Genomic DNA, 26973 nt, shown 5'->3' on the forward strand with positions numbered 1-26973 from the left:
TGAAAGGGTTTTAATGCAAAGGCTTTCAAAAATACTTATTGTGACGGTATCTTATCGTCATGTTTTAGTATTGCCTAGTATTCAAGCTAACCAGCGCAACAATCTATAACTTAAATGGCCAAATGAACGATATTGACCCTCAAGAGACACGAGAATGGATAGACTCCTTACGTGCGATCGTAGAACATGATGGAGAGGATCGTGCACATTTCATCATAGAGCAACTCATTAATGATGCTCGATTGGCGGGTGTAAACTTACCGTTTAGAAATACTACTGCGTACGTTAATACAATACCTGCAGATGAAGAAGAACGACTGCCAGGTGATCCTAAAATGGAACATCGAGTTCGTTCCTTAGAACGATGGAATGCTTTAGCCACTGTAATTAGAGCCAATAAAAAGTTTCCTGAACTTGGTGGGCATATCTCTACCTATGCATCTGCAGCTACGCTAATGAGTATAGGGTTTAATCATTTTTTTCGTCCGGCTAGAGAAGATTTCGCTGGGGATTGCGTTTATTTTCAAGGACATGCTGCTCCAGGTGTCTATGCGCGAGCTTTTTTAGAAGGTCGGTTAAGTAAAGAACAATTACAAAATTACCGTCGCGAAGTTGAAGGCAAAGGCTTGTCTTCCTATCCTCACCCATGGTTGATGAAGAACTTTTGGCAATTTCCAACCGTATCGATGGGTTTGGCAGGGATTATGGGAATCTATCAAGCACGTTTCATGGAGTATTTACATGATCGCGGCATCATCGATAAAAGCAATCGTAAGGTGTGGGTGTTTACCGGCGATGGTGAAATGGATGAACCTGAATCCTTGGGTGCCATATCTTTGGCTGCACGTGAAGAGCTAGATAATTTAATTTTTGTAATTAATTGTAATTTACAACGCTTGGATGGACCAGTGCGCGGCAATGGAAAAATAATTCAAGAGTTAGAAGGCGTGTTTCGTGGCGCAGGTTGGAATGTTATTAAGGTGGTGTGGGGTGAGAATTGGGACCCTCTGCTCGCTAAAGACAAAGATGGTTTTTTGCGTATGCGCATGGAAGAAGCCTTGGATGGTGATTATCAAAATTATCGTGCCAAAGGCGGCGCGTATGTGCGCGAACACTTCTTTGGTAAATATCCAGAGCTAGAAAAAATTATTGAAAACATGACCGATGATGATATCTGGCGTTTAAATCGTGGCGGCCATGATCAACAAAAAGTATACGCAGCCTATGCGGCGGCAATGAAACATACCGGCCAACCCACTGTGATATTAGCCAAGACCGTAAAAGGTTATGGGCTAGGGAAAAGTGGTGAGAGCATGAACATTGCGCACCAATTAAAGAAGCCGACTAAAGATTCTCTTCAAGCATTTCGTGATCGATACCGTATTCCAATTAGTGATGAAGAGTTGGAAGAAGTGCCTTTTTATAAGCCACCAGCCGATAGCCCTGAAATGCTGTATATGAAGCAGTTACGAGAACAGTTGCAAGGTGAATTACCGAAACGCAATCAAAGCCAGATCAATTTAGAAATCCCATCGATTGAGGTTTTTAAAGATGTAATTTCAGGTAGTGATGGTCGAGAAAACTCAACCACTATGGCGTTTGTAAGAATCTTAATTGCACTGACACGCGATAAAGCGATTGCCAAGTATGTGGTGCCAATTGTTCCTGATGAAGCGCGCACATTTGGCATGGAAGGATTATTTCGAAGTTTGGGTATCTATGCACATAAAGGGCAGTTATACGATCCAGTAGATGCTGATCAAGTGATGTATTACCGCGAAGATCAAGCCGGACAAATTCTGGAAGAAGGCATTAATGAGGCTGGCGCAATGTCCTCATGGATTGCAGCTGCAACTTCGTATAGTAATCATGATGTTCCGATGATTCCATTTTATATTTATTACTCTATGTTTGGTTTCCAGCGTATTGGAGACTTAGCTTGGGCAGCCGGAGATAGTCGTGCGCGAGGTTTTTTAATTGGCGGTACTGCTGGTAGAACGACATTGGCGGGTGAGGGCTTGCAACATCAAGATGGTCATAGTCATTTATTAGCATCAACCATTCCTAATTGCCGCGCTTATGATCCTACTTATGCATATGAACTTGCGGTGATTGTGCATCACGGCTTGCAAACCATGTTTGTGAAAAAGGAAGACTATTATTATTACATTACTGTAATGAATGAGAATTATGTGCAACCTGCTATGCCTGAAGGCTGTGAAGAAGGAATCATTAGCGGTATGTATAGCTTGCAAACTACTCAAGCAAAATTACATCACGTTCAACTTTTGGGGAGTGGTGCAATTTTACGAGAGGTGATTGCCGCAGCTGAATTATTGCAAAAAGACTATTCCATAACGTCTGACATTTGGAGTGTTACCAGTTTCAATCGCTTGCGTCGTGATGGAATGGAGGTGCAGCGCTGGAATATGTTGCATCCCGATGCAGAGCAAAAAGTGTCGTATGTTGAAAAATGCCTAGAGGGTAAAAAGGGGCCAGTGATAGCAGCTTCGGATTATATGAAAATTTATGCCGACCAGATTCGCCCGTATATAAAATCAAACTATGTAGTACTAGGTACAGATGGTTTTGGGCGCAGCGATACGCGGAAGCAGCTACGATATCACTTTGAAGTAAACGCGCATTACATCGTCATTGCTGCTATCTATAGTTTAATTGAAGAAGGTGTGCTAGAAAAATCAATCTTAACGACAGCGATGCAAAAATACGGCATCGATCCTGATAAAGCTGATCCAGCAGTATCTTAATATTTAACTAGAGTGCGTTGTGAGTGATGTAAAAAACATTCCGATAACCGATATAGCAGAATTTGATTCTGTTGATGTAATTGATGTACTAGTTAAAGTAGGTGATGAGGTGGCTATTGATCAGCCTCTAGTCACCATCGAAAGTGAGAAAGCGATGATGGATTATCCGTCGCCACTCGCGGGGGTAGTAGATGAAGTGATTGTGGTGAATGGTGGGAAGATTAAAGAAGGGGATATCTTAATTACCTTAAAGTTAGCCTCGCAAGCGGATTCACAAGCAGGCCCAGGTGTTTCCAAGCAACACGCAGCTGAACCACAGACTGATAGTAAAGCTAACCCTAATTCATCGATGCGCGATGAGCCTATAGATAAAACTACAGCTGTAATTGAAGAAGTCAAAACCATCTCGATCACCGATATAGCAGAATTTGATTCTGTTGATGTAATTGAGATATTAGTTAAAGTAGGTGATGAGGTAACTATTGATCAGCCTCTAGTCACCATCGAAAGTGAGAAAGCGATGATGGATTATCCATCGCCACTCGCGGGGGTAGTTGAAGAAGTAATCGTGCAGGCTGGTGGTAAAATTAAAGAAGGAGACGCTTTAATCAACCTCAAGATTACTTTACACACTGTAGAACCACAAGCAGAAAACCAATCGAATTCAGCACCAGCAAGAAGCGGTCATGCAGTTCAACCTATGGCAAATCAAGTTTCTAATAGCCAAGCCTCTTCGAGTAGAATTTCAAGCCATGCTTCCGGTCAAGCTTCTGGTTCAACAGCCTATACCAGTCCCGGCACCAATAAATATGCTCGTGAGCTGGGTGTAAATTTAGAGAACGTGCAGGGTACTGGACGAAAGCAGAGAATAGTAAAAGAGGATATTCAGCATCACGTACGTGAACATCTGCAAGTCAAGCATGTAGGGGGCGGCAAATCTGCTAAAGCATTGGATTTTTCAAAATATGGAGATTCCTCAGCGAAAGAATTAACCAAAATTCAGAAAATAACAGCAGATAATATGTTGAATGCATGGCAAAGCATTCCTCATGTTACGCATTTTGATCAGGCAGACGTTACCCAGCTTGAAATACACCGCAAGCAATTAGCTAATGAATTGGCAGCCAAACAAATTAAACTCACACCGCTTGTGTTCGTTGTGAAAGCACTGGTTGCCACCTTAAAGAAATTTCCACAATTTAACACCTCTCTAGATACCGTTTCTGAAACACTTATCTATAAAGATTTTTACCATATTGGTATAGCGGTGGATACCGAATTTGGTTTATTTGTTCCGGTGTTACGAGATGTAGATAAAAAATCTATTGAACAACTCGCAGTAGAGCTTGTTGAGATTAGCAACCTTGCAAAACAAAGAAAACTAACGCCTAAGCATATGGGTGGAGCGAGTATGACAATCTCCAGTTTAGGCAATCTTGGTGGGCGTGCCTTTACTCCCATTATAAATCCCCCCGAGGTGGCAATTTTAGGTTTGTCGAAAATGATTACCAATGAATTAATACTGGAGTCAAGCGAAGAACAACAAAAGTTATTACCTCTTTCTTTGTCTTACGATCATCGTGTTGTTAACGGGGCTGATGCAGCTCGTTTTTGCTCACATTTAAAAATGGTACTTGAGGATGTTTGGAAACTTATTCTATAACCACAGCTTTCTTATAAAATGAGAATTGGTGTCCCTAAAGAAATTAAGGCGGATGAATATCGTGTTGCTTTGCTGCCTGTCGGCGCTCATCTATTAGTCGAAGACGGGCACGATGTCTTGATAGAAGCACAGGCCGGACTTGGCAGTGGTTATCATGATGATGAATACCTATCGGCTGGAGCAAAAATTGTAGATTCACCGAACAGTCTATTTAATGAGGCAGAGCTAATAATAAAGGTTAAAGAGCCTCAAGCAATTGAGCTAGAAAAGTACACTGTGTCACAAATAGTATTTGGATATTTTCATTTTGCTAGTTCCGAGCACTTAACGGAAATGTGTCTGCAAAAAAATATTACTGCATTAGCATACGAAACATTGACTGACTCACAAGGACAATTGCCGCTTTTAAAACCCATGAGTGAAGTTGCAGGTAAAATGTCTATTCAAGAAGGCGCAAAATGTTTAGAAAAACCAATGATGGGACGTGGGATATTGTTGGGTGGAGTGGCCGGAGTGGCCCCTGCTAATGTACTCATTCTAGGTGCAGGTGTAGTAGGTTCCAATGCGGCACGTATCGCCGCAGGTTTAGGTGCGAATGTTATTATTATGGATATTGATATTGAGAAGCTTAGATATATCGATGAAATTATGCCTGATAATGTTACTACAATATATTCTGACCCCCATGCAATTCAGCAATGTGCACTAGATGCAGATTTAATAATCGGTGCATTGCTGATTCCTGGAGCACGTGCACCAAGACTGATTAACCGAGAATTGCTAAAACAAATGAAAAGCGGAGCCGTTTTGGTAGATGTTGCCATTGATCAAGGCGGATGTTTTGAAACCAGTAAGCCAACTACCCATCATGATCCAGTGTATGTAGTAGATGATATTGTGCATTATTGTGTGACCAATATTCCAGGAGCTGTTGCGCGTACCAGCAGTCAGGCCTTGTGTAATGCCACGTTTCCTTATATTCGTAAACTTAGTAATTTGGGCTTAGATGCATTTTTGAATGAAAGCAAAGGTATCCGTAGTGCGTTAAATATTCATGCAGGAAAAATAAAACACTTGGCGGTTGCAAACGCTTTTCCAAGCTTACCAAATAGTTTTTAAATATTAATGGTCGATAAATATTTTCGTGACCCAGATGATTTTCCAGCCACACGACAATCTAATAATACTGAATTCCAGACAATTCTTAACAAACGTCTCAGTAAACGCAAGCTACTGGAAAATACGGCACTCACAGCGCTCGCATTACCATTGTCTGCGTTGGCCAAAGATTCTCATGATATAAATGGACAAGCTTCACTATCATTCGATGAGATCTTACATGGCTTAGACGAGCACTTACATATTGCAAAAAATTACTCTGCACAAGTTTTATTAAGATGGGGGGATCGATTATTTTCAGATGCAGATAAATTTCATCCTGATAAGCAGAGTCCTGCATCGCAAATTAAGCAATTTGGATATAACAATGACTTTGTTGCGTATCTTCCATTCCCAGAGAAAAATAAATCATCCACTCATGGCGTGCTTGCGGTTAACCATGAGTATGTAAATAGCTCAATGATGCATCCTGGTTCACCACATGCGTTCGATTTAAACCGAGAGCGGGTGGATACAGAGATAGCTGCACATGGGTTAAGTATTGTTGAAATACATAAACAGGCAGGTCTGTGGAATATTAAACTCGATTCAAAACTCAACCGACGCATTACCCCCTTAACTTCAATGAAATTTTCTGGTCCTGCACGTGGACACGAAAGGGTGACAACTAAATTTTCGCCTGAAGGCAATAATTGTATGGGGACCTTTGGAAATTGTGCAGGTGGCGTTACTCCTTGGGGAACAATATTAACTGCAGAAGAAAATATACAAGCTTATTTTTCGGGTAATGCACATAACACGAATGAGTATAAAAGCTATAAAAGATTTGGCTTGTTGGGAGATAAAACAGCATTTTCTGCTTGGGGCAAATATCATGATCATTGGAATATTGATATACACCCTCAAGCCGCCATGCATGCTGGTTGGGTGGTAGAGATAGATCCTTATGATACATCCTTTGTGCCGATTAAACGAACCGCATTAGGACGATGTAAGCATGAAGGCTGTGATGTGCATGTTAATAAAGATGGAAGAGTGGTTGTGTATATGGGGGATGACCAAATATTTGAATATGTTTATCGATTTGTGAGTAAAAACAAATACCACAGCGGTGATCGCAAACACAATATGTCTTTACTCGATGAGGGTGAACTATCTGTTGCCGAGTTTACAGATCAAAACACTGTAATTTGGCATTCTCTGCAGTGGGGCCGCGAGCCGCACACTAAGTCTAACGGCTTTAATAGTCAGGCAGATGTAGTTTTGGATATGCGTAAAGCGGCAGATTTGGTGGGTGCAACTGCAATGGATAGACCAGAAGAAATTAAGGTTAATCCAATTTCAGGGAATGTGTTTGCGGTGTTTACTAATAATGCAAGACGTAATCCTCTAAACACTGATGCAGCTAATCCACGACCAGTTAATCGACATGGGCATATTCTTGAATTAATCCCGCCACAACAAGACCATAGTGCACGAGAATATAAATGGGAAGTTTTTGTGTTAGCGGGTAACCCAAATAACAAAATTGATAGTGCTTATTTCCATACAGCTATATCTGACAATGGCTGGTTTTCCAGTCCAGACAATTGTTCGTTTGATGAAAATGGAAATATATGGATTGCAACCGATGGGTTTAATCGATCTGGAAAAGCCGACGGCATTTGGGTGAGTACAACAAGCGGTAAAGATAAGGCGCTTACAAAACAGTTTTTACGCGCGCCCATAGGTGCGGAGATATGTAGCCCTTGTTTTACACCAGATTCCAAAACCATGTTTTGTTCTGTGCAACACCCTGGTAATGGCTCTAGTTTTGATCAGCCTTCTACTCGTTGGCCAGACTTTGATGAAAACATACCGCCTCGCCCTAGCGTGATTGCTATCACGCAGGACAATGACGAAATAATAGGGACTTAAAAACTATTGGTCTGCAGGATGTACATTTTCACCTACCCAAGGAGAGAGTTGCAAAAATTCCATAAATTCTAGGCGATTAATTAAGCCATTTGAGTTTTCATCAAAACGTGCAAAAATTTCAGGTTCGCTTAAGTTATGTACAGCCTTGGCTTCATCTCGATCGAGTCGTTGATTTTTATTTTGATCTGCATAAAAAAACAAACCTTCTTCATAGCTTAAGCCGCCACCGCCACGCCCAGCCATTGATGAGACTGGAAGCAAAACGAATATTATGGCTAAAAGTATCAATATATATTTCATTATTTTTTCCTTCTTAAAGTATCTGAATAATAGTAGACCTAAAAGTTAGTGTTGATCTTACAAACAATAGTTCATATTTGTAACTAAAAAATTATTTATAGTTCTTAATTATCATTAGTTCGAAATATTCAATATAGCTTGAAGTATAATTTATCTGGCTAATAACATAACCTTATTTGAATACTCATTCATTATAAAATTATGCGCGAATAAATAATAACCTTTCAAAAATTTTGCACCATTTGTCCAGTACTTTTGACCAAATAATGTATACAGACTAAAAATGTACCGACATATTCATACAATGGTAAGTATTAATTACAGTACAAGGCGTGAGGTTATGTGGGGGTTGAAGAAATTAACTAAGAGGAACCATGAAGGGTTTCCTACAATAGCGAATGTGACAAATCGCAGGGGTGTGCGTGAGGATAGACGTAGGTTTGGGCTGCCGACTAAATTTCCATTTTTTGATAGTTTGGGGAAATTAGTAAAATTTGATCGAAGAACGATGCCAGATAGAAGAATTGCAAATATTCAAGTCAAAGAAGATCACCTTACTTTTGATTCAAACAAATTCAAGAAGTAATAGTCAACAAATATTACTTCTCTTAGATTTGCGTTTGTAGTTTTTTCGAAAGCTATGCAGTAATACTAAGCTTGTTAATTATATTGAGTAAAATGTCTTCGTCGTAAGGTTTTGTCATATATTCTGTAACACCGATGCGATGAGCTTCTTTCTTATGTTTATCCGTTGCACGTGATGTAATCATAATGATTGGTGTATTTTCTGTTTCTTTATTAGAGCGCAAGTGATCTGTTAATTCTAATCCATTCATGCGCGGCATCTCTAAATCAGTAAGTATGATGGAAGGCAGTTGTTTTTGAATAATATCAATCGCCTCTACGCCATCTTTAGCCGTTGCAACATTAAAACCAAGATCTGTCATAAACTGCGCAAGTGATTTACGAGTACTGATTGCATCTTCGACTATAAGTGCATGTATATTATTAACATGTTCAGACTGTTTTTTCTTAATGTTTCGCGACCTTAAAATACTAGGGTCTGCAATATTTACGATGTCTAATAAATCTAGTACAGAAATTACACTTCCGTCACCAATAATGGTTGAGCCCAGCAAACCCGACATTTTTGGTATAAAGCGGCTAAATGGTTTAACTACAATTTCTCGAGAGTCTAGAATTTTATCTATTAAAATGGCGTGACTATTATCAAACTCATCTTTGATGATTAGTACAGCTTGACTTGGGTCATCTGATTCAATTTTATGTTCATTGAATAGTACATTCTGTAAGTTAAATATTGGATAATGTTTTTGTTTATACGCAAAAAATGGCATGTTCTGTTTAGAAATAATGCTACCCGCACCAGGGTGTAAAATTTCTTCTACACCTCTGTTTGAAAGTGCTAGCGTGTTGTTAGCACAAGAAACCAATAATGCTTGAGTAGAATGGAAGGTCATAGGGATACTAAGTTCAATTTTTGTGCCAACACCATAATGGGTATTCATGGACACAGAGCCTTTTAAATCTCTTACATCTGCAAATACCACATCTAGTCCAACTCCTCGTCCGGATAGTTGGGATATTTCTTCTTTAGTTGAAAAGCCATGCTGTAAAATTAGTTTTAAGGCATCTTCTTTTTCAAATGCAATATCTTCATGCAGAAGCCCCATTTCGAGTGCTTTTGATTTGATTCGATCAATGTCTAATCCGCGTCCATCATCTTCGCAGCTGATATATATTTGTTTTCCCTTCTTATGAAAGCGTAAATTTACAGAGCCACCTTCAGTCTTTCCTTGCTGTTTTCGAGATTCTGCGGGTTCAATACCATGATCTATAGCGTTTCGAAGAATATGCATCAATGGATCGACAAGTTGATTGAGGATGTCGCTATCAATAAGGATATTTTCACCTACAATTTTAAGTTGTGCAGATTTATTTGATAGTTTATTGGCTTGTTTAACGCAGCGTTTCAATCTTTGGGTGATTGATTTAATGGGTACCATTCTTGTGCGCAACACTGCTTCTTGATTTTCTAATAATATGCGTCTTTGTACGGTAGAAAGATTTTCTAATTTTAATAGTGATGCCTCAATACTCATGGCAAATTCGTTTGAATCAGCTGCAGCTTCAATAAGTAAATTGGAATAAGTATTGAGTTCATTAAATTTATCCATTTCTAATGGGTCAAACTTATCCTGTTTATTTTTTGGTGAAAACTGCGATGAAAATCCACGAACTTCGATTAAGTGTTCTAACTCATTAACCAAATTTTTAATTTTATGGTTGTTGCTGCGCAGCTGTTTTGCGAATGTTTTAGAACGTAAGATATATTCTTGCATTTGGGCATTTGAGATTATGTTTTCATCAGCACGCTTGAGTAAATCATCTACTAAGCTAGTAGCAATTCGTAGTGATTGCTCCACTTGAGATTCTTTCTCTTTCTCGTCGTCTTCAATTTTTGAAGTTATATTTATTGGTGTTTCACTATTCTCTATTTTGTTGGCCGTAGATTCGTGATTATAATTAAAAGAGTCATTTTCTGCTGGGATTCCATGCTCATCAATGTGGTTTGCCCAATTTAATACTTCTTGTAATATCTGTAATGTCTCTTCAGGCGCTTGTCCCATTCCATGAAGATGCTCTGACATCTCTTCTAAACAGTCGGCAGCATTCTCAAGCACACTATGTAATTTATGGGATGGTTTTTCATTTTCCTTGAGTAAAGCGTCCAGTATGTCTTCCAAGTGATGGGTTAAATTAGCAAGTCCTTGTATGCCAACTGTATTACCTGCACCTTTTAAGGTATGCGCAATTCTCTTAGAGATTTCTAATTGCTTAAGGTAATCATGGCCTCTTAAGTGTTGAACAGCGAGTGAAAATTCTGCGGTTTGATCAGGTAAATCTTGTAATAAACTATCAAAAAGTTCTTCCGGAACATCTTCTGGTTTATTTAGGTTAATATTTTCAAGGGTTGCATCACGAATACGTGAGAGAGTTTGACTTGTGTCGCCCTCAATTTTTGAAGAATAGAAAGCATCTTCAAAATCCTTTTGCTCGACAGGTGTTAACTGTATTGGCCAGCAATCTAGGTTTAAGTAATCTAGTGCAGCTAGAATATAGTCAGAATCTTCGGGTGCAAATAAATATGCCTGTATAATATCGGGCCAATCGAGTAATGGTTCTATTAGAGTAGTAAGTTGATTTATGTCGCTATCGCGCACATGACTTAAAAATTTATGAATTTGCTTACAAAACTTTTTTAATCCTCGTAAGCCCACCATTTCCGAAGCTGATCCGATGCGTTCAAGTTGGTCTATTTGAGTATCAAGTTCGTCTTGTAGATCAGACTCTTTTCTCTCTGATGACTCAATTAATGTAGTAAGTCTTTCTGTATGGGATGCTTGAATATCAACTATTTCGGCATTGATTAAATTTAAAAATTCTTGTTGTTCAGCACTTAAATTTGTTGATTCTTCTGGAGGGCGCTCAATCTTTGATTCTGGTTCAACTAGACTTTCAGGTATTTCTGTTTGCAGAACTAGAGTATCGGCGTTTGATTGTGTTGTATGGTTATGTTCGGAGCTATAGGCATAAGGCCAATCTGGATCGCATAGAAATTCTATAAGCCCCACAATGGTTTCTTCATCTTGGCGGTTTGAAATAAATTCACTGAAGTAAACTGGCCAAGCGCAAATTAATTCAATTTGTTTTTCTGATGCAACTGATTCATAAAAAACGATCAGATTATTCTGAAATTGAGTGTAGAGATCTTCTAGTTCAATATCATTATTTTTATTTGCATGATCTTTTAGTTGGTTAATTACTAAATCAAACTCAAGTAGAAGTTCACTTAGTTTATCAGGCTCTTGGTTTTCATTATCCGACCAATTTTGGCTTAGATTGTTAAGACGCTCCAAATGTTCTAAGCAAAAATTAATATTTATTTCCATGAGCTTATTCTAGTTTATTAATATACTTAACTATTTGATTATGCGCTTGCCGATTTAATAGTAGTGCTTTTTTTGCTATCTTCCTGATTACTCAGAACACTCTCAATTTCAGGCACCTCAATATTTTTAATTGAGTTAGTCTGTTGCATTGATTTACTTTCTGGAAGTTTGAAAGACTGAATAGTTGTTAATAGACGTTTAGAATAGGCTACAAGGTTGTTAGTACTTGTTACTTGGGTTTTTAAATATTTATCTGTTTTTCTAGTGCTTAAAACGATACCCTTAGACTGCTCAACTAGTTCTAAGCTTACGTTCGCTTGATCTTTAGAACTTTGAGTAATTCTTTCAACTGCCTGTACTAGATCTTCCGTTGATTTTTCAGTCAATTTCATTGCAGAGCCTGCTTGTTCGGCAAGTTGAGTACCATTGGCTACTTGGCTAATAGCTTTACTCATGGCAGTTACTGTATCGTTAGTTTCTGTACGAATATTACTCACTAATGAACCAATTTCTGTTGTAGCTTCGCGCGCACTTTCGGCGAGCCGTTGTACTTCGTCAGCGACCACTGCAAAACCACGCCCTGCTTCACCTGCTGATGCGGCGTGCATGCTGGCATTTAGTGCGAGGATATGGGTTCGTTCAGCAATACTGTTGATTAAATTTACAATTCCCGTAATTTCTTGCGATCGTTCGCCTAGCCGCTTAATTCTTTTTTCAGTTTCACGAATAGTGTCACGAATACTATTAATGCCTTCTACTGATTTATTTACTGCATTTAAGGCGTATTGAGTATTTTGAAGAGCATTATCAGCTCTAGTGTTCGCATCGATAGCATCCGTGGAGATTTTGTTCATCGCAGTTGATGATTTGTTCAGTTCATTTACTGTTTTTTGAACTTGCTGTCGTTCATGCTCAGCAACTGAGATAACTAAGTTTGATTGTTTTTGAACCAGCCTGGAAACTCCCGCTACATAAGTCGATATGCTTTTTACATCATTAAGGGCTCCTGCAGTTTCTTTTGTTAATAAATTTAGTGAATCACCCACTGCTCCGGTTACATCTTCAAATACAGGGACCTTAACAGTGAAATCTTTCCTTCCTAATTGAGCCACAGCTTTAATTAACTCAATTACTGATTCATTGAGTTGTTCGTTTTCTTTTTCTGATTCGGAGAGTTGCGCAACTTTCTCATCTAATAATTTATCAAATGAGGAGGATAATTCACCTAATTCGTCTTTTCGTTGTGTATGTACTCGGGCTGATAGATCTCCCTGATTTACTGCATGTATCGTATCTAATAGTTTGTTAATTGGTTTTCTGATTGAATCACCAAAGAAATAAAGTAATGAGGAGATCAAGGCCGCAATTGCAAGCAATAAGGTAGAAACCACTATTGTTGTAAAAATTGTACTTTTCTCTAGTACAGCCTGGTTTTGAGTAATGCTCAATTTAGATGATTGGCCCATTTCGTCAAACATTGGGCCGAGCATGAAATCGTAAAGCTCTGTATATTCATTTGCATTACGTTTATTAGTTACTATTTCATCTACAATATGAATGTAATTGCTAATTTTATTAGTTAAGTAAAGTCTATCTTTTGTATTTAGAGAAGTTGCTTTTAATTCTAAGTTGAATATTTTAGCCTCGAGTTTTAAATCTTCAAATGATTCAGTTAAATCTATAGATTGTAAAATATGTTTTTCATGCGAGCGTAATTTTGCAATAGAGGTGAATAATTTTGGATTTGTTGAAGATTTAGTATTAGTTTCAATTGAGTTAATTGAATCATTAGCCTTCAGTCGTAGTCCCTCTGAGTTGGTGAATCCAACTAGTTGATTGAATTTTACAATATCAGAAAATGATATTTTATAATTTTCAACAACTGTTGACGCTTGCGTGATCAGCTGAGATATATAATCAGTAGGCATTTCTACCTCATTAATGACTATTTCTTTGGAATTAGATGCATCAATGGTGCTGCCTAATGACCGTAGCCCTTCCATATTCTTTTCTAACAGCTGTACATGTTTAGCATGTTCATCAAGAGGGGCATTGTTATAAGTTTGGCCTGTTGATGCAGAAATACTTAATAAAAAATCTTTTTCAAAACGTCTAACTTTAAAATAATTTTTTTGAGCCTCACTAATTAATTGCCCATATTCAATAAATAAATTAGTTCGTTCTGTAGAGGCACGAGCATTATTAACTATAAACCAATAAGTTGCAGTGGTTGCAATAAAACCAATTGCAACAGTAATAAATAATATTGTTAATTTTTTATTTATCGATATATTTGAAATTAAATTTGAATTGACCATAGTAATGTCCTATTGAGACGCCTGATGTATAAAAAAGAGTTAAGTTTTTAAAGATTGAATGAATAAAGGAAAATTTATACATACCCATTTTTGATCATCATGTGTATAAGCATATTCCACGTACTCTTGTATTATTTTAGGTAAGTTAGAGTAATCATTTAGTTTTGCATCATCGGCGACACTAATAAGCATTGGTAGCTGATCTAGTAGTAATCCAATGGCATCTTCACCTTTGCCAATAATCATAATGTTATTACTATTGGCATTAATATTTTTGGTTTCACCTAATACAGTTTTTTCTATATCAATTATCGGGATAATATCCCCTCGAATGTTAGCAACTCCTATAATCCAATCGGCAGCTAAAGGAATAGGGAATACACTGTTATCTTCGAGTAATTCGCTAGGGGTATTTTTGTCAATCAAAATATGTAAAGTATTGAATTTAATTCCATATAGCTGGTTACTTTGATTAGTAGAATTCTTTTCTGGCGTAGACTTGTAAGCAGCTTCAAGTTTTTCAATTAGCTTTTCATTTTCTTTTAGCCATACTGAACCAGTGTGCGCAGTGTTTGACGCATCAATAATTTCATTAAAATTTGAATTGGAAACCTTATCCATCAGATATGCTTATTAATTTCTGTCATTATCTGATCAGAGGTAAATGGTTTTCCCACTAATGCTTTGCCACCTTGCAGCTCTGCCCAGACGCGATCTGCTTTTTGGCATTTCCCAGTTACAAAGACTATAGGTATGTTTTTAGTCTCTTTGTTAGCAATAATTTCACGACATGCTTCAAACCCATCTTTATTATTCATAATGACATCCATAAATATTAAATCTGGGTGGATGCTTGCTGCTTTATCTACTGCTTCTTGGCCAGAGACTGCCGTAACGACTTGATATCCGGCATTTGTGACAATAGCTTTTAAAACTTCTAAATCAAGTTTAGAGTCATCGACGATTAATACTTTACTGCTCATAATGTCTTGTCCTCATTAGATAAGAAATCCAGTCACTATTTTTTCAAATTTTTCGTGTTCAACTGGTTTTGTTAAGTATGAATCACAACCCGCTAACTTCCCTTTAACTCTATCGAATGGAGAGGATCGGCTCGTTAACATTACAACAGGGATATTTTTAGTAGCCTTGTTACGCTTAATTAATTTACAAACTTCATAGCCATCTATTCCAGGCATGACTACATCAAGAAATATAAAATCAAAACGACTGTTTTGAAGTAAAAAAATTGCTTCTCGCCCGCTAGAAGCATGTTGGACTTCATAATCCATAAGGCGCAGCTTCATATCTAACGCTTTTCTTACAGGTAAGCTATCATCAACGATAAGTACATTGCGTTTGTTGCGTCCATTATCTTTGCTTGGTTCGTTACCAATAAAAGTTTCTAATTCTTGATTTGAAAGTTCAGATTTGTAGTTGCGAATGCTTGAATGGGTAGTCTCTGATTCAATTTCTTCAGTAGGTTCTTCAATCCGTAATTCTGGCGTATATTTAAAATTCTTAACAGTGACCTCATCGAGACACTTAAGAATTCGAGTAGGGGAAAAGGGCAACGATGTGTTGCTATACTGTTCTTTTGTATTATTGTTTCGACTCGCAAATACCGTTGCACACATACTAACGCCATTGCTTCCTACATATTTTTCGTTCCATTCATCTGTAGCGGTAGGGTCATCTGCATTAACAATTAAAATATCAGTTTCTTCATCTTCTTCTAGATTTGATAATGAATAGGTGCGCGCACGTCCTTCTGTTATGGCTAAAATACGTTTTAGCACATTGTGATCTTTAAGCTGAATCCCGCACAGTTTGATACGGAACGACCTTGTCATTTCATTCACTTTAGCTTCCTTGCGTAGTGAATTTTATAAATACTATTTTCACAAAATGGCCACCAGTCAGTGTGTATAAAAGGTTTTAATGACTGTAATCCCATTATCTTTTTTGTGACCTGTAACCCGTTTAAGCGGGATACTTTTTCAGATATAGGGCCTTAATATACCGTTGGATACGAAGGCACATTTGCTGTTTGATGCTAGAAAATTAGCAGTTATAGGGAGCTATGAATAATTGTTTTTTACAGGGGCTCAGAAGGGCTCGAGCCTACGATTAATGGATTATAAGTTCTTACCGGAGGATCAAGCGCTACACGAAATTCAGCTTTCTAAACAGGTAACAATTAAATACTTACTGAATACAGCCGACTATCAGAACACCTTTGCGGAATGCTCTAATAGAACTTTTTGATTAGTGGGGTTGGTGGGCCCTCGCAGACTTGAACTGCGGACCTGCCGATTATGAGTCGGATGCTCTAACCAACTGAGCTAAGGGCCCTGAACAAAAAACATATAGGATAATACAGAGTTTGTTGAAGGTACTCTATTTCTCGTGCAACTTCATTTGTTCAAATGACCTTATTCAATTTCAAGGAAACTTCGTAATTGTTCGGAACGACTAGGATGTCGAAGTTTACGTAATGCTTTGGCTTCGATCTGACGAATACGTTCACGTGTTACGTCGAACTGTTTGCCCACTTCTTCTAGTGTGTGGTCAGTATTCATATCAATACCGAAACGCATGCGCAGCACTTTTGCTTCGCGAGGTGTGAGTGAGGCAAGTATTTCACGCGTGGCTTCTCCTAAACCTTCGAAGGCAGCCGAATCTACGGGCGATTCGATCGTAGCATCTTCAATGAAATCACCAAGATGTGAATCTTCATCATCTCCAATCGGAGTTTCCATCGAAATAGGTTCTTTGGCTATCTTAAGTACTTTACGTACTTTGTCTTCAGGCATTTCCATGCGTTCTGATAGTTCTTCAGGTGTCGCTTCACGACCCATCTCTTGTAGCATTTGACGCGATATACGATTGAGTTTGTTAATGGTCTCAATCATATGCACTGGGATTCGAATGGTACGTGCCTGGTCAGCAATGGAACGTGTAATGGCCTGTCGAATCCACCAAGTAGCATAGGTAGAGAACTTGTAACCGCGGCGATATTCAAATTTATCTACCGCTTTCATTAAACCAATATTGCCTTCTTGAATTAAGTCTAAGAACTGTAAGCCGCGATTGGTGTATTTCTTTGCAATCGAAATAACTAAACGTAAATTTGCTTCAACCATTTCTTTCTTGGCACGTCTTGCTTTAGCTTCACCAATTGACATGCGACGGTTAATGTCTTTAATTTCGCCAACTGTAAGGGCGATTTCACCTTCAATTAGAATGAGCTTTTCTTGTTCTTTTTTAATTTCTGGTTTGAATTCGATAAGTGCCGTAGAAAACTTTGCTTTAGCGTGTGTATCTATCCATTTAACATCGGTTTCACTACCTGTGAAAGACTCAATGAATTTGCTGCGCGGCATTTTCGCGTTATGCACACAAACTTGCATAATGCTGCGTTCGTGAGACCGGATGCGGTTCATCATTTTGCGCACATCTTCAGTAAGAATGTCTACGATTTTTGGTACTAACTTGACCATCGTAAATTCTTCAGCAAGTTTTTCACGCGCCTTGGCTAGTTTTTTCTCATCATCTGCAACTGCAGGACTTGAAAGCTTTTTGAATAACTTTTCTAAACCTTTAAAGTAAGCACGAGCCTCCTCGGGATCAGGTCCGGTATCTACTTCTTCTTCTTCATCATCGCCAGTCTGATTTTTTTCTCTTTCTGCTTGTTGTTGTGCAGCAGGTGGAGGAATGGCATCAGTGTCTTCATCTGGATCAATAAAACCGGTAATCAAGTCAGTTAGTCGTAGCTCTTCGGCTTCAACCTTGTTGTACATAAATAATAATTTTTCGATCGTCGCGGGATAGTGACCAATCGCGAATAGAACTTGACGCAAACCATCTTCAATACGCTTGGCGATTTTAATTTCGCCCTCGCGTGTTAATAGGTTAACAATGCCCATTTCACGCATATACATGCGAACCGGGTCTGTAGTGCGGCCAAATTCACTATCTACTGTTGCTAACGCAGCAGCAGCTTCTTCTTCTACATCATCATCAGTGGCCGTGCTGTCAGATATTATTAAACTGTCTGCATCCGGCGCTTGTTCATGGACTTTGATTCCCATGTCGTTAATCATGCTAACGATGTCTTCGATTTGTTCAGGGTCAACAATTCCGCTAGGCAAGTGGTCATTTACCTCTGCATAAGTGAGATAACCTTGTTCTTTGCCTTTGGCGATAAGTTGTTTAATGCTGGATTGTTGATCTTCGTCCATTTTGTTCCAAACTCAGATTTGAAGGATTGCTGGGTGAACCGGCAAGTCTATCAGAAAACACTGATATAGGTAGTACTTATGATGCTTTTTGATGAAGTAAGTTCTTAAATTCTTGCCGCTCATCCTCAGTAAGTCCATCAGTGCTTTCTTTTTCAATGAGTTCCTGCACGCGTGATGTCTGGGTCTTACGCTCAATCCAGCTTAGGGCATCTTCCAGGGCCTGTTTAGGCTCTGCTAATTCAGGTGGAGACCAGGTCATCAGTTTTTGTATTTGCTGCTCTTCCGGTCGGTCACGAAAGCGTTCAATTAGGGCTGCATGACTTAGAGAGGGCTCCAGTTTCCAAATTTTTATAATCTTGGTTAGTAGTGGGACACCGGAAAGGCTACAAATTTCTAGATGAGCAATAGAGCCGATATCTAATGCTAACGATGGTTGATGCAGTAGTGCGGCAATTGCTAAACGCACCGGTGTGGCTTTATTGTTAGACGGTACAGCAGGTTTAGTATTGTTTAGAGCAGATGTATTGTAATGGATAGGTGCGCCAACTTTTTTTTCTAACTCCTCAAAAACTAATCTTTTAAATACTCCATTAGGAAATTTTTCTAATAAGGGTTTAGCAATTTGTGCCAGTCTGGCTTTACCAGATGGAGTCCTAGTGTCTATGTCTTCACTTAGTTTCGAAAATATAAAGGTTGATAATGAATCGCCTTCATCTACGTATTGTAAAAATATTTCTTTCCCACGTGTGCGGATTAAACTATCTGGGTCTTCACCCTGTGGTAGGAATAAAAATTTTGTTTCAAGTCCATCTGTAAATAATGGGATGGTTTGTTGTGCAGCACGCCAGGCTGCCTCTCTACCAGCACGATCACCATCAAAGCAAAATATTATTTCTTGAGTACAGCGATACAGTTGTTGTATGTGTTGCGAAGTCGTTGCAGTACCTAGTGTTGCTACCACATTGTCTATGCCATGTTGCGCAAGGGCGACAACGTCCATATACCCCTCAACAACTATTAATGCTTTAGTTGTATGGTTTGATTTACGTGCTTCATATAAACCGTAAAGCGCATCACTTTTATGGAAAACTGGTGTTTCAGGAGAGTTTAAATACTTGGGTACCGCATCATCAAGCACCCTGCCACCAAAGCCGATAACTCGACCACGACGATCTTTAATTGGAAATACAATCCGGTTACGAAAACGATCATACAAGCTGCCTTTGTCATTTTTTTTAATTAAACCAATTTCAATCAGTTGTTCTTGAGTTGCTGAGTTATTAAATTGTTTAAGTAAGTATTCATATCCATTTTCGGCATAACCTAAATCATATTTAGCAGCCACTTCGCCACTTACTCCGCGATTTTTTAAGTAATCAATAGCATGAGGATGTTGACGTAGATTTTTTTGGAAATAAAGGTTGGCTTGTTCAAGCAAAATATATAAATTTTGATGATCACTTTTTACAAAATTTGTTTCATCCTGAGGAACCTCAAGCCCATGTTGTTGCGCAAGGACTTCAACGGCTTCTATGAAATCAAGACGCTCGTATTCCATTAAAAAACCTAACGCCGTGCCATGCGCACCACAACCAAAGCAATGGTAAAACTGTTTTTCAGGACTCACGGTAAATGAAGCGGTTTTTTCGTTATGGAAAGGACAGCACGCAGCATATTCCTTGCCTTTCTTTTTCAAAGACACATGATTATCGATAAGCTCAACTATATCGGTACGAGTGACAACTTCATCAATGAAGGCTTGAGGAATTCTCGAGGACACTATGATCTAGACCTGACTTAAAAATTTATTAGTGAAAGTTTACAAAGGTAAGATGATGGACCTATCGTAGCAAAACTTAAAGCCTGTGGCGGTGAATAGAATCATTATTATTTTTCAGGTTAATTGTTTTATGACTGTAACAAGACCCTAAGGGTTTTTTTGAATAGTACCAAAATGGCCTAGCGTTATAGAGATTACTGTTCAATAGTAATTACTGGTATTACCTCTTGAAGGTATTTTAATTGAACTGGATAAGGAGTATTTTTTTTCAGTGAATCTGAAAGCGTTTCGATACCACGAAGAGCGTCTTCTCGCGAACTATAAATGCCGTGTACAAGAACGAACCAATTTTTATCCGCAGAAGATTTTTTGTAATAAGCTGTATTTTCTTTTAAAGAATTTTTATTTGCAAAATCCTGCAAGTTATTTTCATTTGGCGAAGCCACGATTTGTATAGTATAGGCTTTAGGGTCTTGCTCTAGTATCCAATCTGATGAGTGAAGTGATTGAGTTGAGTTTTTAGTCTTTGCCTGTTTGCCAACGGTTTTGGGGCTACTAGTTGGTTTTAGTTGTTTATTTTGTGATTTAGTCTGAGTGCTTGGGCTGCTGTCTAGAAGAGGTCCTAGTACTAAAGGAGCTACATAAGGCTTAGCTATAGATTTATTACTTGGTTTAGAAACAGCGCTTGCCTGCTTTTGTTTAGTTGCGATTTCTTCTTTGTTAGATTTTTTGTTAGATTCATTTTTAGGTTTTGTTGCTACGGCCTGATCTTTAGTATCTATGCTTTCTTGTTCTGTTTTTGGCTTGCTTAAATCTAGAGATACAGTCTCATCAGGTTTACTAAATCTATTTGTTAAGGCTGCAAATATTACTGCCAGTCCAATTAGTCCTGCTAAAATAAGACTTAGACGCATACTCGGGCTAGATTTGAGCTTGTAGGTTGTATTTGTCGCAGTAGTCTTTTTTTCACACAGCTTTGAAATTTCTTCTCGTGCTAACTTATTAATGTGCTTGGGCAAACCTTTAGATCTTGTATAGATCTCTGATATTTTTTCTGAATTCAGGATAGTTTCATAATTTACACCAGCTTTATTCATACGATATTGAATGTATTCTTTGCACTGATTCATATCGAATGAACGCACATTTATCTGATAGATCTGTGTTGCTGCGGGGTTAATTTGCTCTAATTCTGCTAGTTGAGTCTGTAGAGCTGGTTCTGAAGCAAGAATTAGACCCATGGTGTGCGGTGATTGAAGCCCCACGTGATGCTTAAGTTTTAATAGATCGTCGAGCACATTATTTTGTAGTCGATGCGCATCATCGATAATTAGTACTGGTTGCTTGTTATCTTCTATATACTTTTTTATGTGTTCATTTGTGGCTAAGTGCTCATTGCTATCAATGTCTGCCTGTAATTCATTTTCATCTATATTTTGTGGTAGACGCCAACGTTCTTTAATCTTTTGCTCGATCTCGGCAAAGGATATTTTAGGTTTTGCGCGTAGTGTGCAAAAGTTAAATTGTTGATACCCTTTGCGTAGCAATGCACGTAAATGAGTAGTTTTCCCAATGCCTACTTCGCCAAGTAATACAATTGTCGAATTTTGATTTACTAAATAGTCCACTAATACGTTCATGGACATTTCAAGTTGCTTGTCGGAGAAAAGGAAAGGATCTCGTGCATGATCAATGAATGGGTTTTGATCAAGACCTAATTTTTCTAGGCACTCTATGGATATAAAATCCATACCTATATTGTCGATAGCATGAGTGCTGTAGCGTTGTTCAGATGGTTTTTGCATTGAATATACGTTCGTGTTCTGCAATTGCGTAACGGTCTGTCATCCCAGCAATATAGTCTGCAACAATGCGCGCTCTACCTTTGTCACTTTTTTGTTGTTGCGCAGCAGAGGCATACTCTTGGTATTCTTCAGGCATTAGCTTGGTGTCATTATAAAACGATGTGTATAAATCCAGTATTATTTTTTTCGCTTTTTGGCTCATACGATGGACCTTATAATGCTGATATAAATTCTTATTTAGAAATGTCTTAAGTTCTCGGTTTTTTAAACGCATAGACTCGCTAAATTGAATCATTGGTTTGGGCTGAGTTCGCACTTCCTCAATGGTTCCAGGCTTCATATCACTGATTACGGCTTTACTTTGAGAGATTAAATCAGTTACTAGTTCATTAATTATACTTCGAATGCATTCATATATTCTGCGTCTTTCGCTTAGCCGTGGATATTTAGCGCTCACATTTGTAAATTTTTCATCAAATAACTCAACTTCGCTGAGTTGTTTCGCGTTAATTAGGCCGGCACGCAAGCCATCGTCCAGGTCATGGTTATTATATGCGATTTGATCAGCAATATCGGCTAATTGTGCTTCTAAACTGGGCTGCATTCGCTGTAAAAAACGCTTACCCAGATCACCAAGATGCTCAGCATTTTTACGGGAGCAATGCTTAAGAACACCTTCTCTGGTTTCAAACATCAAATTTAATCCTGAGTATTCTGGATATTTTAGTTCAAGCTTATCTACTATCCGTAAAGACTGTAAATTATGCTCAAATCCTCCATGTTCTTGCATACAATCATTGAGTGCATCCTGGCCTGCGTGTCCGAATGGTGTATGTCCAAGATCATGTGCTAATGAGATGGCTTCACATAAATCTTCGTTAAGGCTAAGTGCGCGGGCAATAGCACGGGCTATCTGTGCTACCTCTATGGAATGAGTTAGACGGGTGCGGAATAAATCACCTTCGTGATTAACGAAAACCTGGGTCTTATATTCTAGTCTACGAAATGCAGTGCTGTGAATTATTCGTTCACGGTCACGTTGATATTCTGAGCGATATTTAGCACTGTTTTCTGGATGTTCTCGGCCTAAACTTTGGTTTGCATGCGCAGCATAGGAAGCTAAATCATCGGTAGAAATGTCTTGCAGTTCATTTTTAGCAGGTGCTGTGTTCATTTTATTATTCGTTGCAATATTCTCGTAGCGTTTCTTCTAGCGTTGAATCCATGAGGTTAGCCGTTAAAACAGCTTCTCCTATTTTATTTAGTAACACTAAATATAATCTACCATCACGTACTTTTTTATCCACGGACATCAAGTTAATAAAATCTTCGACAGTCATTTTATCCGGCGTTCGTGTAGGTAGATTTGCCGCCTTTATGATTGTTTCGATACGTGAATAATCTTGTTTGCTTAACCAGCCCTGTTTTATGGATAGGCGGGCAGCCATCAACATGCCACATGCTACTGCTTCGCCATGTAACCAATTGCCATAACCTGTTCCAGTCTCTATAGCATGTCCAAAAGTATGCCCATAATTTAGTAGTGCGCGTTTCCCAGACTGTTCTAGTTCATCTTCAGCCACAATCTGTGCTTTGTTTTCACAGGAGCGATGTACGGCATAAGCTAAAGCGTCGAGGTCACGAGCGATTAGTCTACTCATGTTTTTTTCCAGCCAAATAAAAAATTCAGGGTCTCTAATCAAGCCATATTTAATAATTTCTGCAATACCTGCACTAAGTTCACGCTCATCTAATGTGTTAAGTGTACTAAGATCAGCGATCACACATCTTGGCTGGTAAAAACAGCCGATCATATTTTTCCCAAGCGCATGATTAACGCCAGTTTTACCACCTACTGAAGAATCCACCTGTGCTAATAATGTAGTAGGTACTTGAATGAAGTGCACACCTCGTTGATATGTGGCAGCAGCGAAGCCTGTGATATCTCCTATAACTCCGCCACCCAATGCAATTAAAGTCGTGCTACGGTCACAGTGCTGCTCTAATAGCGAGCTATAAATCGTTTCCATAGTATTAATATTTTTGTGCTGCTCGCCATCAGGCAAAATCTTGAATTCGCAGTTAAATTTTTTGCAGCTATCTAGAACCTTATCTAGATATAAGGGGGCCACTTTTTCATTACTAATTATGAAAACATTTTTATGTGCCGTGTGATTGAGGAAGTGCTGTGGCTGGGTAAGTAAATCTTCCCCAATGTAAATTGGGTAACTTCGTTTACCTAGCTGTACGTCAAAAGTATTCATATTTCATTATTACGTTAACATAGAGACTAGCTATTACTGTTTTGAATAACCTTTAAGATTTGATCAGCTGACCAGTTAACCGTGTGTCGATCAGTATTAATGGTATGGTGGGCTACAGACTCGTAAAGGGGTGTTCGTTTTTCTAGCAACTTACTAATTGTTTTTCGTTTATTAGAAGTTTTAAGTAATGGCCTAGAGTTTTCACTTTTAGCTCTATTTAATAGGGTTTCGATTGAAGCTTTTAAGTAAAACACTGTTCCTGATTTTGATAATAACCCACGAGTGTTTTTTGATAAAATTACTCCGCCACCTGTAGCAAGGACAATATTTTCTAATTCACAAAGTTCTTTAATGGTTTTTTCTTCACGTTTGCGGAAACCCTGTTCACCTTCATATTCAAATATTGTGGCTATATCCACACCTGTTTTTTCTACTATTACCTGATCACTGTCATAGAATTCAACTACAAGCTTTTTAGCTAAGCGTTTGCCGACAGTAGATTTGCCGACACCCATTGCGCCTATTAGGATGATGTTATGTTTAGTAACCAAATAATTGCGCTCTATAATAAGCGTTTTGCATTAGGCAAAACGTTCTACATGGGGAGGAGTATAGACTAAAACGGTAAGACCCTCTCTATGTAATATAGAAAGGGTTTAGTTAACTTTATATAAGCTAATTGTTAGCGGACGAGCCCTAATTGCTCGCTGATAATTTTTGGAGTTATGAATACGAGTAATTCTGACTTGTTATTAACTTCTGTAGAGCTTCTGAATAAAACTCCCACAAATGGTAAGTCGGCAAAGAATGGCACGCGAGCAACAGAGTTTTGTGTATCTTGTTCATATACACCACCCAGGACTATAGTTTGTCCATTGTCTACTAGTACATCTGTTTCTATTTCATTGGTATCAATAAAGGGTATAAATCCACCAAAGCCCGAAGGGACTTGGCCGCCTACACTGTCATTAGTGATTACTAGTTTCATGGATACGCGATCATCAGGTGTGATTTGAGGTGTAACTTCCAGAGATAAAACAGCTTTCTTGAGCTCTACGTCAGTTGCGCCACTAGAAGTTGCAGATTGAAATGGAATTTCTGTACCTTGTTCAATGCGCGCAGTAGTTTGGTTAGAAGCAATTACTCTCGGAGTTGATATTACCTCAGCACGACTTTCCGCTTGAGCTGCAGAAAGCTCTAATTCAAGTAATAAGCCCAAAGGAAGCTTGGCCAATGCCAGCCCAATACTAGCAGTTGCATCAGGAGCGGGTAGATTCACATTTAATCTATCAGCTAGCTCTAGGTCATCTCCATTGATGGCATCGGTGGTTGCGTTCAATCCGCCTGAAATAACACCTGTATTTCCAAGTCTTCCATCAAAATCATCATCGATATTGGTTACGCCAAACCGTACACCTAGTGACTTACTAAAGTCGTCAGTTGCAATGACGATACGAGATTCGATTAGCACCTGTTTAACAGGTACATCTAGTCTTTCTACTAAACGTCGGATTTCATTTAATTTCAGTGTAGTATCTTGAACTAATAAATTATTGGTTCGCTCATCTACTGATACGTTTCCACGCTCAGATAGCAATGAATTATCAGAGGACTTTAATAACGATGCAAGATCGCCTGCACGTGCATAATTAACTTGAATAAACTCGGAGCGCAACGGCGCTAGTTCTTGTACTTGTTGTTGAGCTTCGAGCTCTAATTTTTCACGTGCGGCTATTTCTTCGCTTGGAGCGACATAAATTACATTACCATTTTCACGTTTACCTAAACCTTTGGTCTTTAGGATAATGTCTAAAGCTTGGTCCCATGGAACGTTTTTCAATCGCAGTGTTAAATTCCCAGAAACGGCATCACTCACCACCATGTTTAAATTAGTAAAGTCCGCGATCAACTGCAACACTGACCGAACTTCGATGTCTTGAAAGTTTAAAGAAAGTCGCTCTCCTTCAAATACGTCTTTTTTTCGCTGCTCTACAACTTCTTCAGGGATCTCTCTAACTTCAACTACATATTGGTTGTCAGACTGGTAAGCGAGGTGCTCAAATTCTTTGCTGGCATCAGGTGTAATAATCATTTTGGCGTTTGACCCATCAGCAAAGGGTTCAAATAATTTTACTGGCGTGGAGAAATCAACCACATCCCACCGCTTGCTTAGATTATTTGGTATTGAGGTGTTGCCAAAGTCAACAATAACTCGGCCACCTTGCTCACTTAAATCAATTGGAATATTAGCATCTGAAAGATTAACAATTATGCGGGCAGCACCGTCACTACCTCGTCTGAAGTCGACGTTGTTTATGCTATTTCCATTCGTAGCGCTAGATGAAGAAGTTGGAGGTTTTGCAGTAGTACCTGTTTGTGGTTGCGATGAGGCAACGGTGTTAGTAGCAGAATTAGAACCTATGGTTAGGATGTAGTTATTGCCAGATACGCTGGATTTGTAATCTTCCATGCGACTCAAATTCACAACCACTCTTGTGCGTCCCTTGGCTTCTGCGGCGTTAACGCTTTGTGCAATTCCGATCCCTATATTTTGGAAACGACTTGTGAGTACACTGTTTGTAGCTGGGAAATCTAAGGCAATGCGTGCAGGGTTATCAATAGTGAATGTTAAAGGTTCGGTTGGTGGGTTAGAAAACTGTAGAGATAGCTGTATTTCATCATTAGGTAAGCTCGCAACTTTAATGTCTTGAAGTTCGTTTTGAGCAAATGCTGTCATGGCCATCATAAAAAGAAGCAGTGTAGCGATCCCTTTAAGTGCAGTAGCTCTAAGTTTGTGGTTTTTATTTAACATGATTGCTGT

At 38.7% G+C, this 26973-nt stretch carries 18 protein-coding genes and 1 tRNA gene; 5 read left to right on the forward strand and 14 right to left on the reverse strand.

Annotated elements, in window-relative coordinates; translation table 11 throughout:
• Positions 1–122 precede the first annotated feature (122 nt).
• The 4 genes from aceE to GKR92_10405 are packed head-to-tail and all read left to right on the forward strand — an operon-like array spanning position 123 to position 7467.
• Positions 123–2768 carry a pyruvate dehydrogenase (acetyl-transferring), homodimeric type gene (aceE, locus tag GKR92_10390; protein QMU62079.1) on the forward strand — a complete coding sequence of 882 codons (2646 nt, stop codon included), beginning with the start codon at positions 123–125 and terminating at the stop codon, positions 2766–2768.
• Between the two features lie 19 nt (positions 2769–2787).
• Positions 2788–4431, forward strand: coding sequence for a dihydrolipoamide acetyltransferase (locus GKR92_10395; GenBank protein QMU62080.1), 1644 nt, complete (start codon positions 2788–2790; stop codon positions 4429–4431).
• A gap of 18 nt (positions 4432–4449) precedes the next feature.
• Positions 4450–5550 (forward strand): alanine dehydrogenase, encoded by a 1101-nt coding sequence (gene ald / locus GKR92_10400; protein QMU62081.1) that lies wholly within the window; start codon positions 4450–4452, stop codon positions 5548–5550.
• Positions 5551–5556: 6 nt separating this feature from the next.
• On the forward strand, positions 5557–7467 hold the full coding sequence (locus GKR92_10405; GenBank protein QMU62082.1) for a DUF839 domain-containing protein: 1911 nt from the start codon (positions 5557–5559) through the stop codon (positions 7465–7467).
• Positions 7468–7470: 3 nt separating this feature from the next.
• Here GKR92_10405 and GKR92_10410 read toward each other — a convergent pair whose 3' ends face one another.
• Entirely contained in the window at positions 7471–7767 is a 297-nt protein-coding gene (locus GKR92_10410) for a hypothetical protein (protein ID QMU62083.1), read from the reverse strand.
• Between the two features lie 400 nt (positions 7768–8167).
• On the opposite strand from GKR92_10410, the gene GKR92_10415 reads away from it, so the two are divergent.
• Complete coding sequence (locus tag GKR92_10415; GenBank protein QMU62084.1) at positions 8168–8353, forward strand: hypothetical protein; 186 nt, start codon at positions 8168–8170, stop codon at positions 8351–8353.
• 52 nt (positions 8354–8405) lie between these two features.
• Here GKR92_10415 and GKR92_10420 read toward each other — a convergent pair whose 3' ends face one another.
• The 13 genes from GKR92_10420 to pilQ all read right to left on the reverse strand — a co-directional run bounded on the left by GKR92_10420 (position 8406) and on the right by pilQ (position 26964).
• Positions 8406–11741, reverse strand: a complete 3336-nt coding sequence (locus tag GKR92_10420; GenBank protein QMU62085.1) for a response regulator — start codon at positions 11739–11741, stop codon at positions 8406–8408.
• Positions 11742–11779: 38 nt separating this feature from the next.
• A complete protein-coding gene (locus tag GKR92_10425; protein ID QMU62086.1) occupies positions 11780–14059 on the reverse strand; it encodes a HAMP domain-containing protein in 2280 nt (759 codons plus the stop codon).
• Positions 14060–14098: 39 nt separating this feature from the next.
• Positions 14099–14680 (reverse strand): hypothetical protein, encoded by a 582-nt coding sequence (locus GKR92_10430; protein ID QMU62087.1) that lies wholly within the window; start codon positions 14678–14680, stop codon positions 14099–14101.
• A complete protein-coding gene (locus GKR92_10435) occupies positions 14680–15045 on the reverse strand; it encodes a response regulator (protein ID QMU62088.1) in 366 nt (121 codons plus the stop codon). Before GKR92_10435 ends, GKR92_10430 begins: the two co-directional genes overlap by 1 nt.
• A 12-nt stretch (positions 15046–15057) precedes the next feature.
• Entirely contained in the window at positions 15058–15921 is an 864-nt protein-coding gene (locus GKR92_10440; protein ID QMU62089.1) for a response regulator, read from the reverse strand.
• Positions 15922–16337: 416 nt separating this feature from the next.
• A tRNA-Ile gene (locus tag GKR92_10445) sits at positions 16338–16414 on the reverse strand.
• Between the two features lie 80 nt (positions 16415–16494).
• On the reverse strand, positions 16495–18303 hold the full coding sequence (gene rpoD, locus GKR92_10450) for an RNA polymerase sigma factor RpoD (protein QMU62090.1): 1809 nt from the start codon (positions 18301–18303) through the stop codon (positions 16495–16497).
• A 76-nt stretch (positions 18304–18379) separates the two neighbouring features.
• Positions 18380–20089 (reverse strand): DNA primase, encoded by a 1710-nt coding sequence (locus GKR92_10455; GenBank protein QMU62091.1) that lies wholly within the window; start codon positions 20087–20089, stop codon positions 18380–18382.
• A gap of 188 nt (positions 20090–20277) precedes the next feature.
• Positions 20278–21888, reverse strand: coding sequence for an AAA family ATPase (locus tag GKR92_10460; GenBank protein QMU62092.1), 1611 nt, complete (start codon positions 21886–21888; stop codon positions 20278–20280).
• Positions 21872–23062, reverse strand: a complete 1191-nt coding sequence (locus GKR92_10465) for a deoxyguanosinetriphosphate triphosphohydrolase (protein QMU62093.1) — start codon at positions 23060–23062, stop codon at positions 21872–21874. The genes GKR92_10460 and GKR92_10465 overlap by 17 nt, the downstream gene beginning before the upstream one ends.
• Before the next feature lie 4 nt (positions 23063–23066).
• Positions 23067–24152 carry a 3-dehydroquinate synthase gene (aroB, locus tag GKR92_10470; GenBank protein ID QMU62094.1) on the reverse strand — a complete coding sequence of 362 codons (1086 nt, stop codon included), beginning with the start codon at positions 24150–24152 and terminating at the stop codon, positions 23067–23069.
• A 26-nt stretch (positions 24153–24178) separates the two neighbouring features.
• Positions 24179–24703 (reverse strand): shikimate kinase AroK, encoded by a 525-nt coding sequence (aroK, locus tag GKR92_10475; GenBank protein ID QMU62095.1) that lies wholly within the window; start codon positions 24701–24703, stop codon positions 24179–24181.
• A 131-nt stretch (positions 24704–24834) separates the two neighbouring features.
• On the reverse strand, positions 24835–26964 hold the full coding sequence (gene pilQ / locus GKR92_10480) for a type IV pilus secretin PilQ (protein QMU62781.1): 2130 nt from the start codon (positions 26962–26964) through the stop codon (positions 24835–24837).
• Positions 26965–26973: the final 9 nt, after the last annotated feature.

The organism is Gammaproteobacteria bacterium (assembly GCA_014075255.1).
In the GTDB taxonomy this organism is placed as follows: domain Bacteria; phylum Pseudomonadota; class Gammaproteobacteria; order UBA4575; family UBA4575; genus JABDMD01.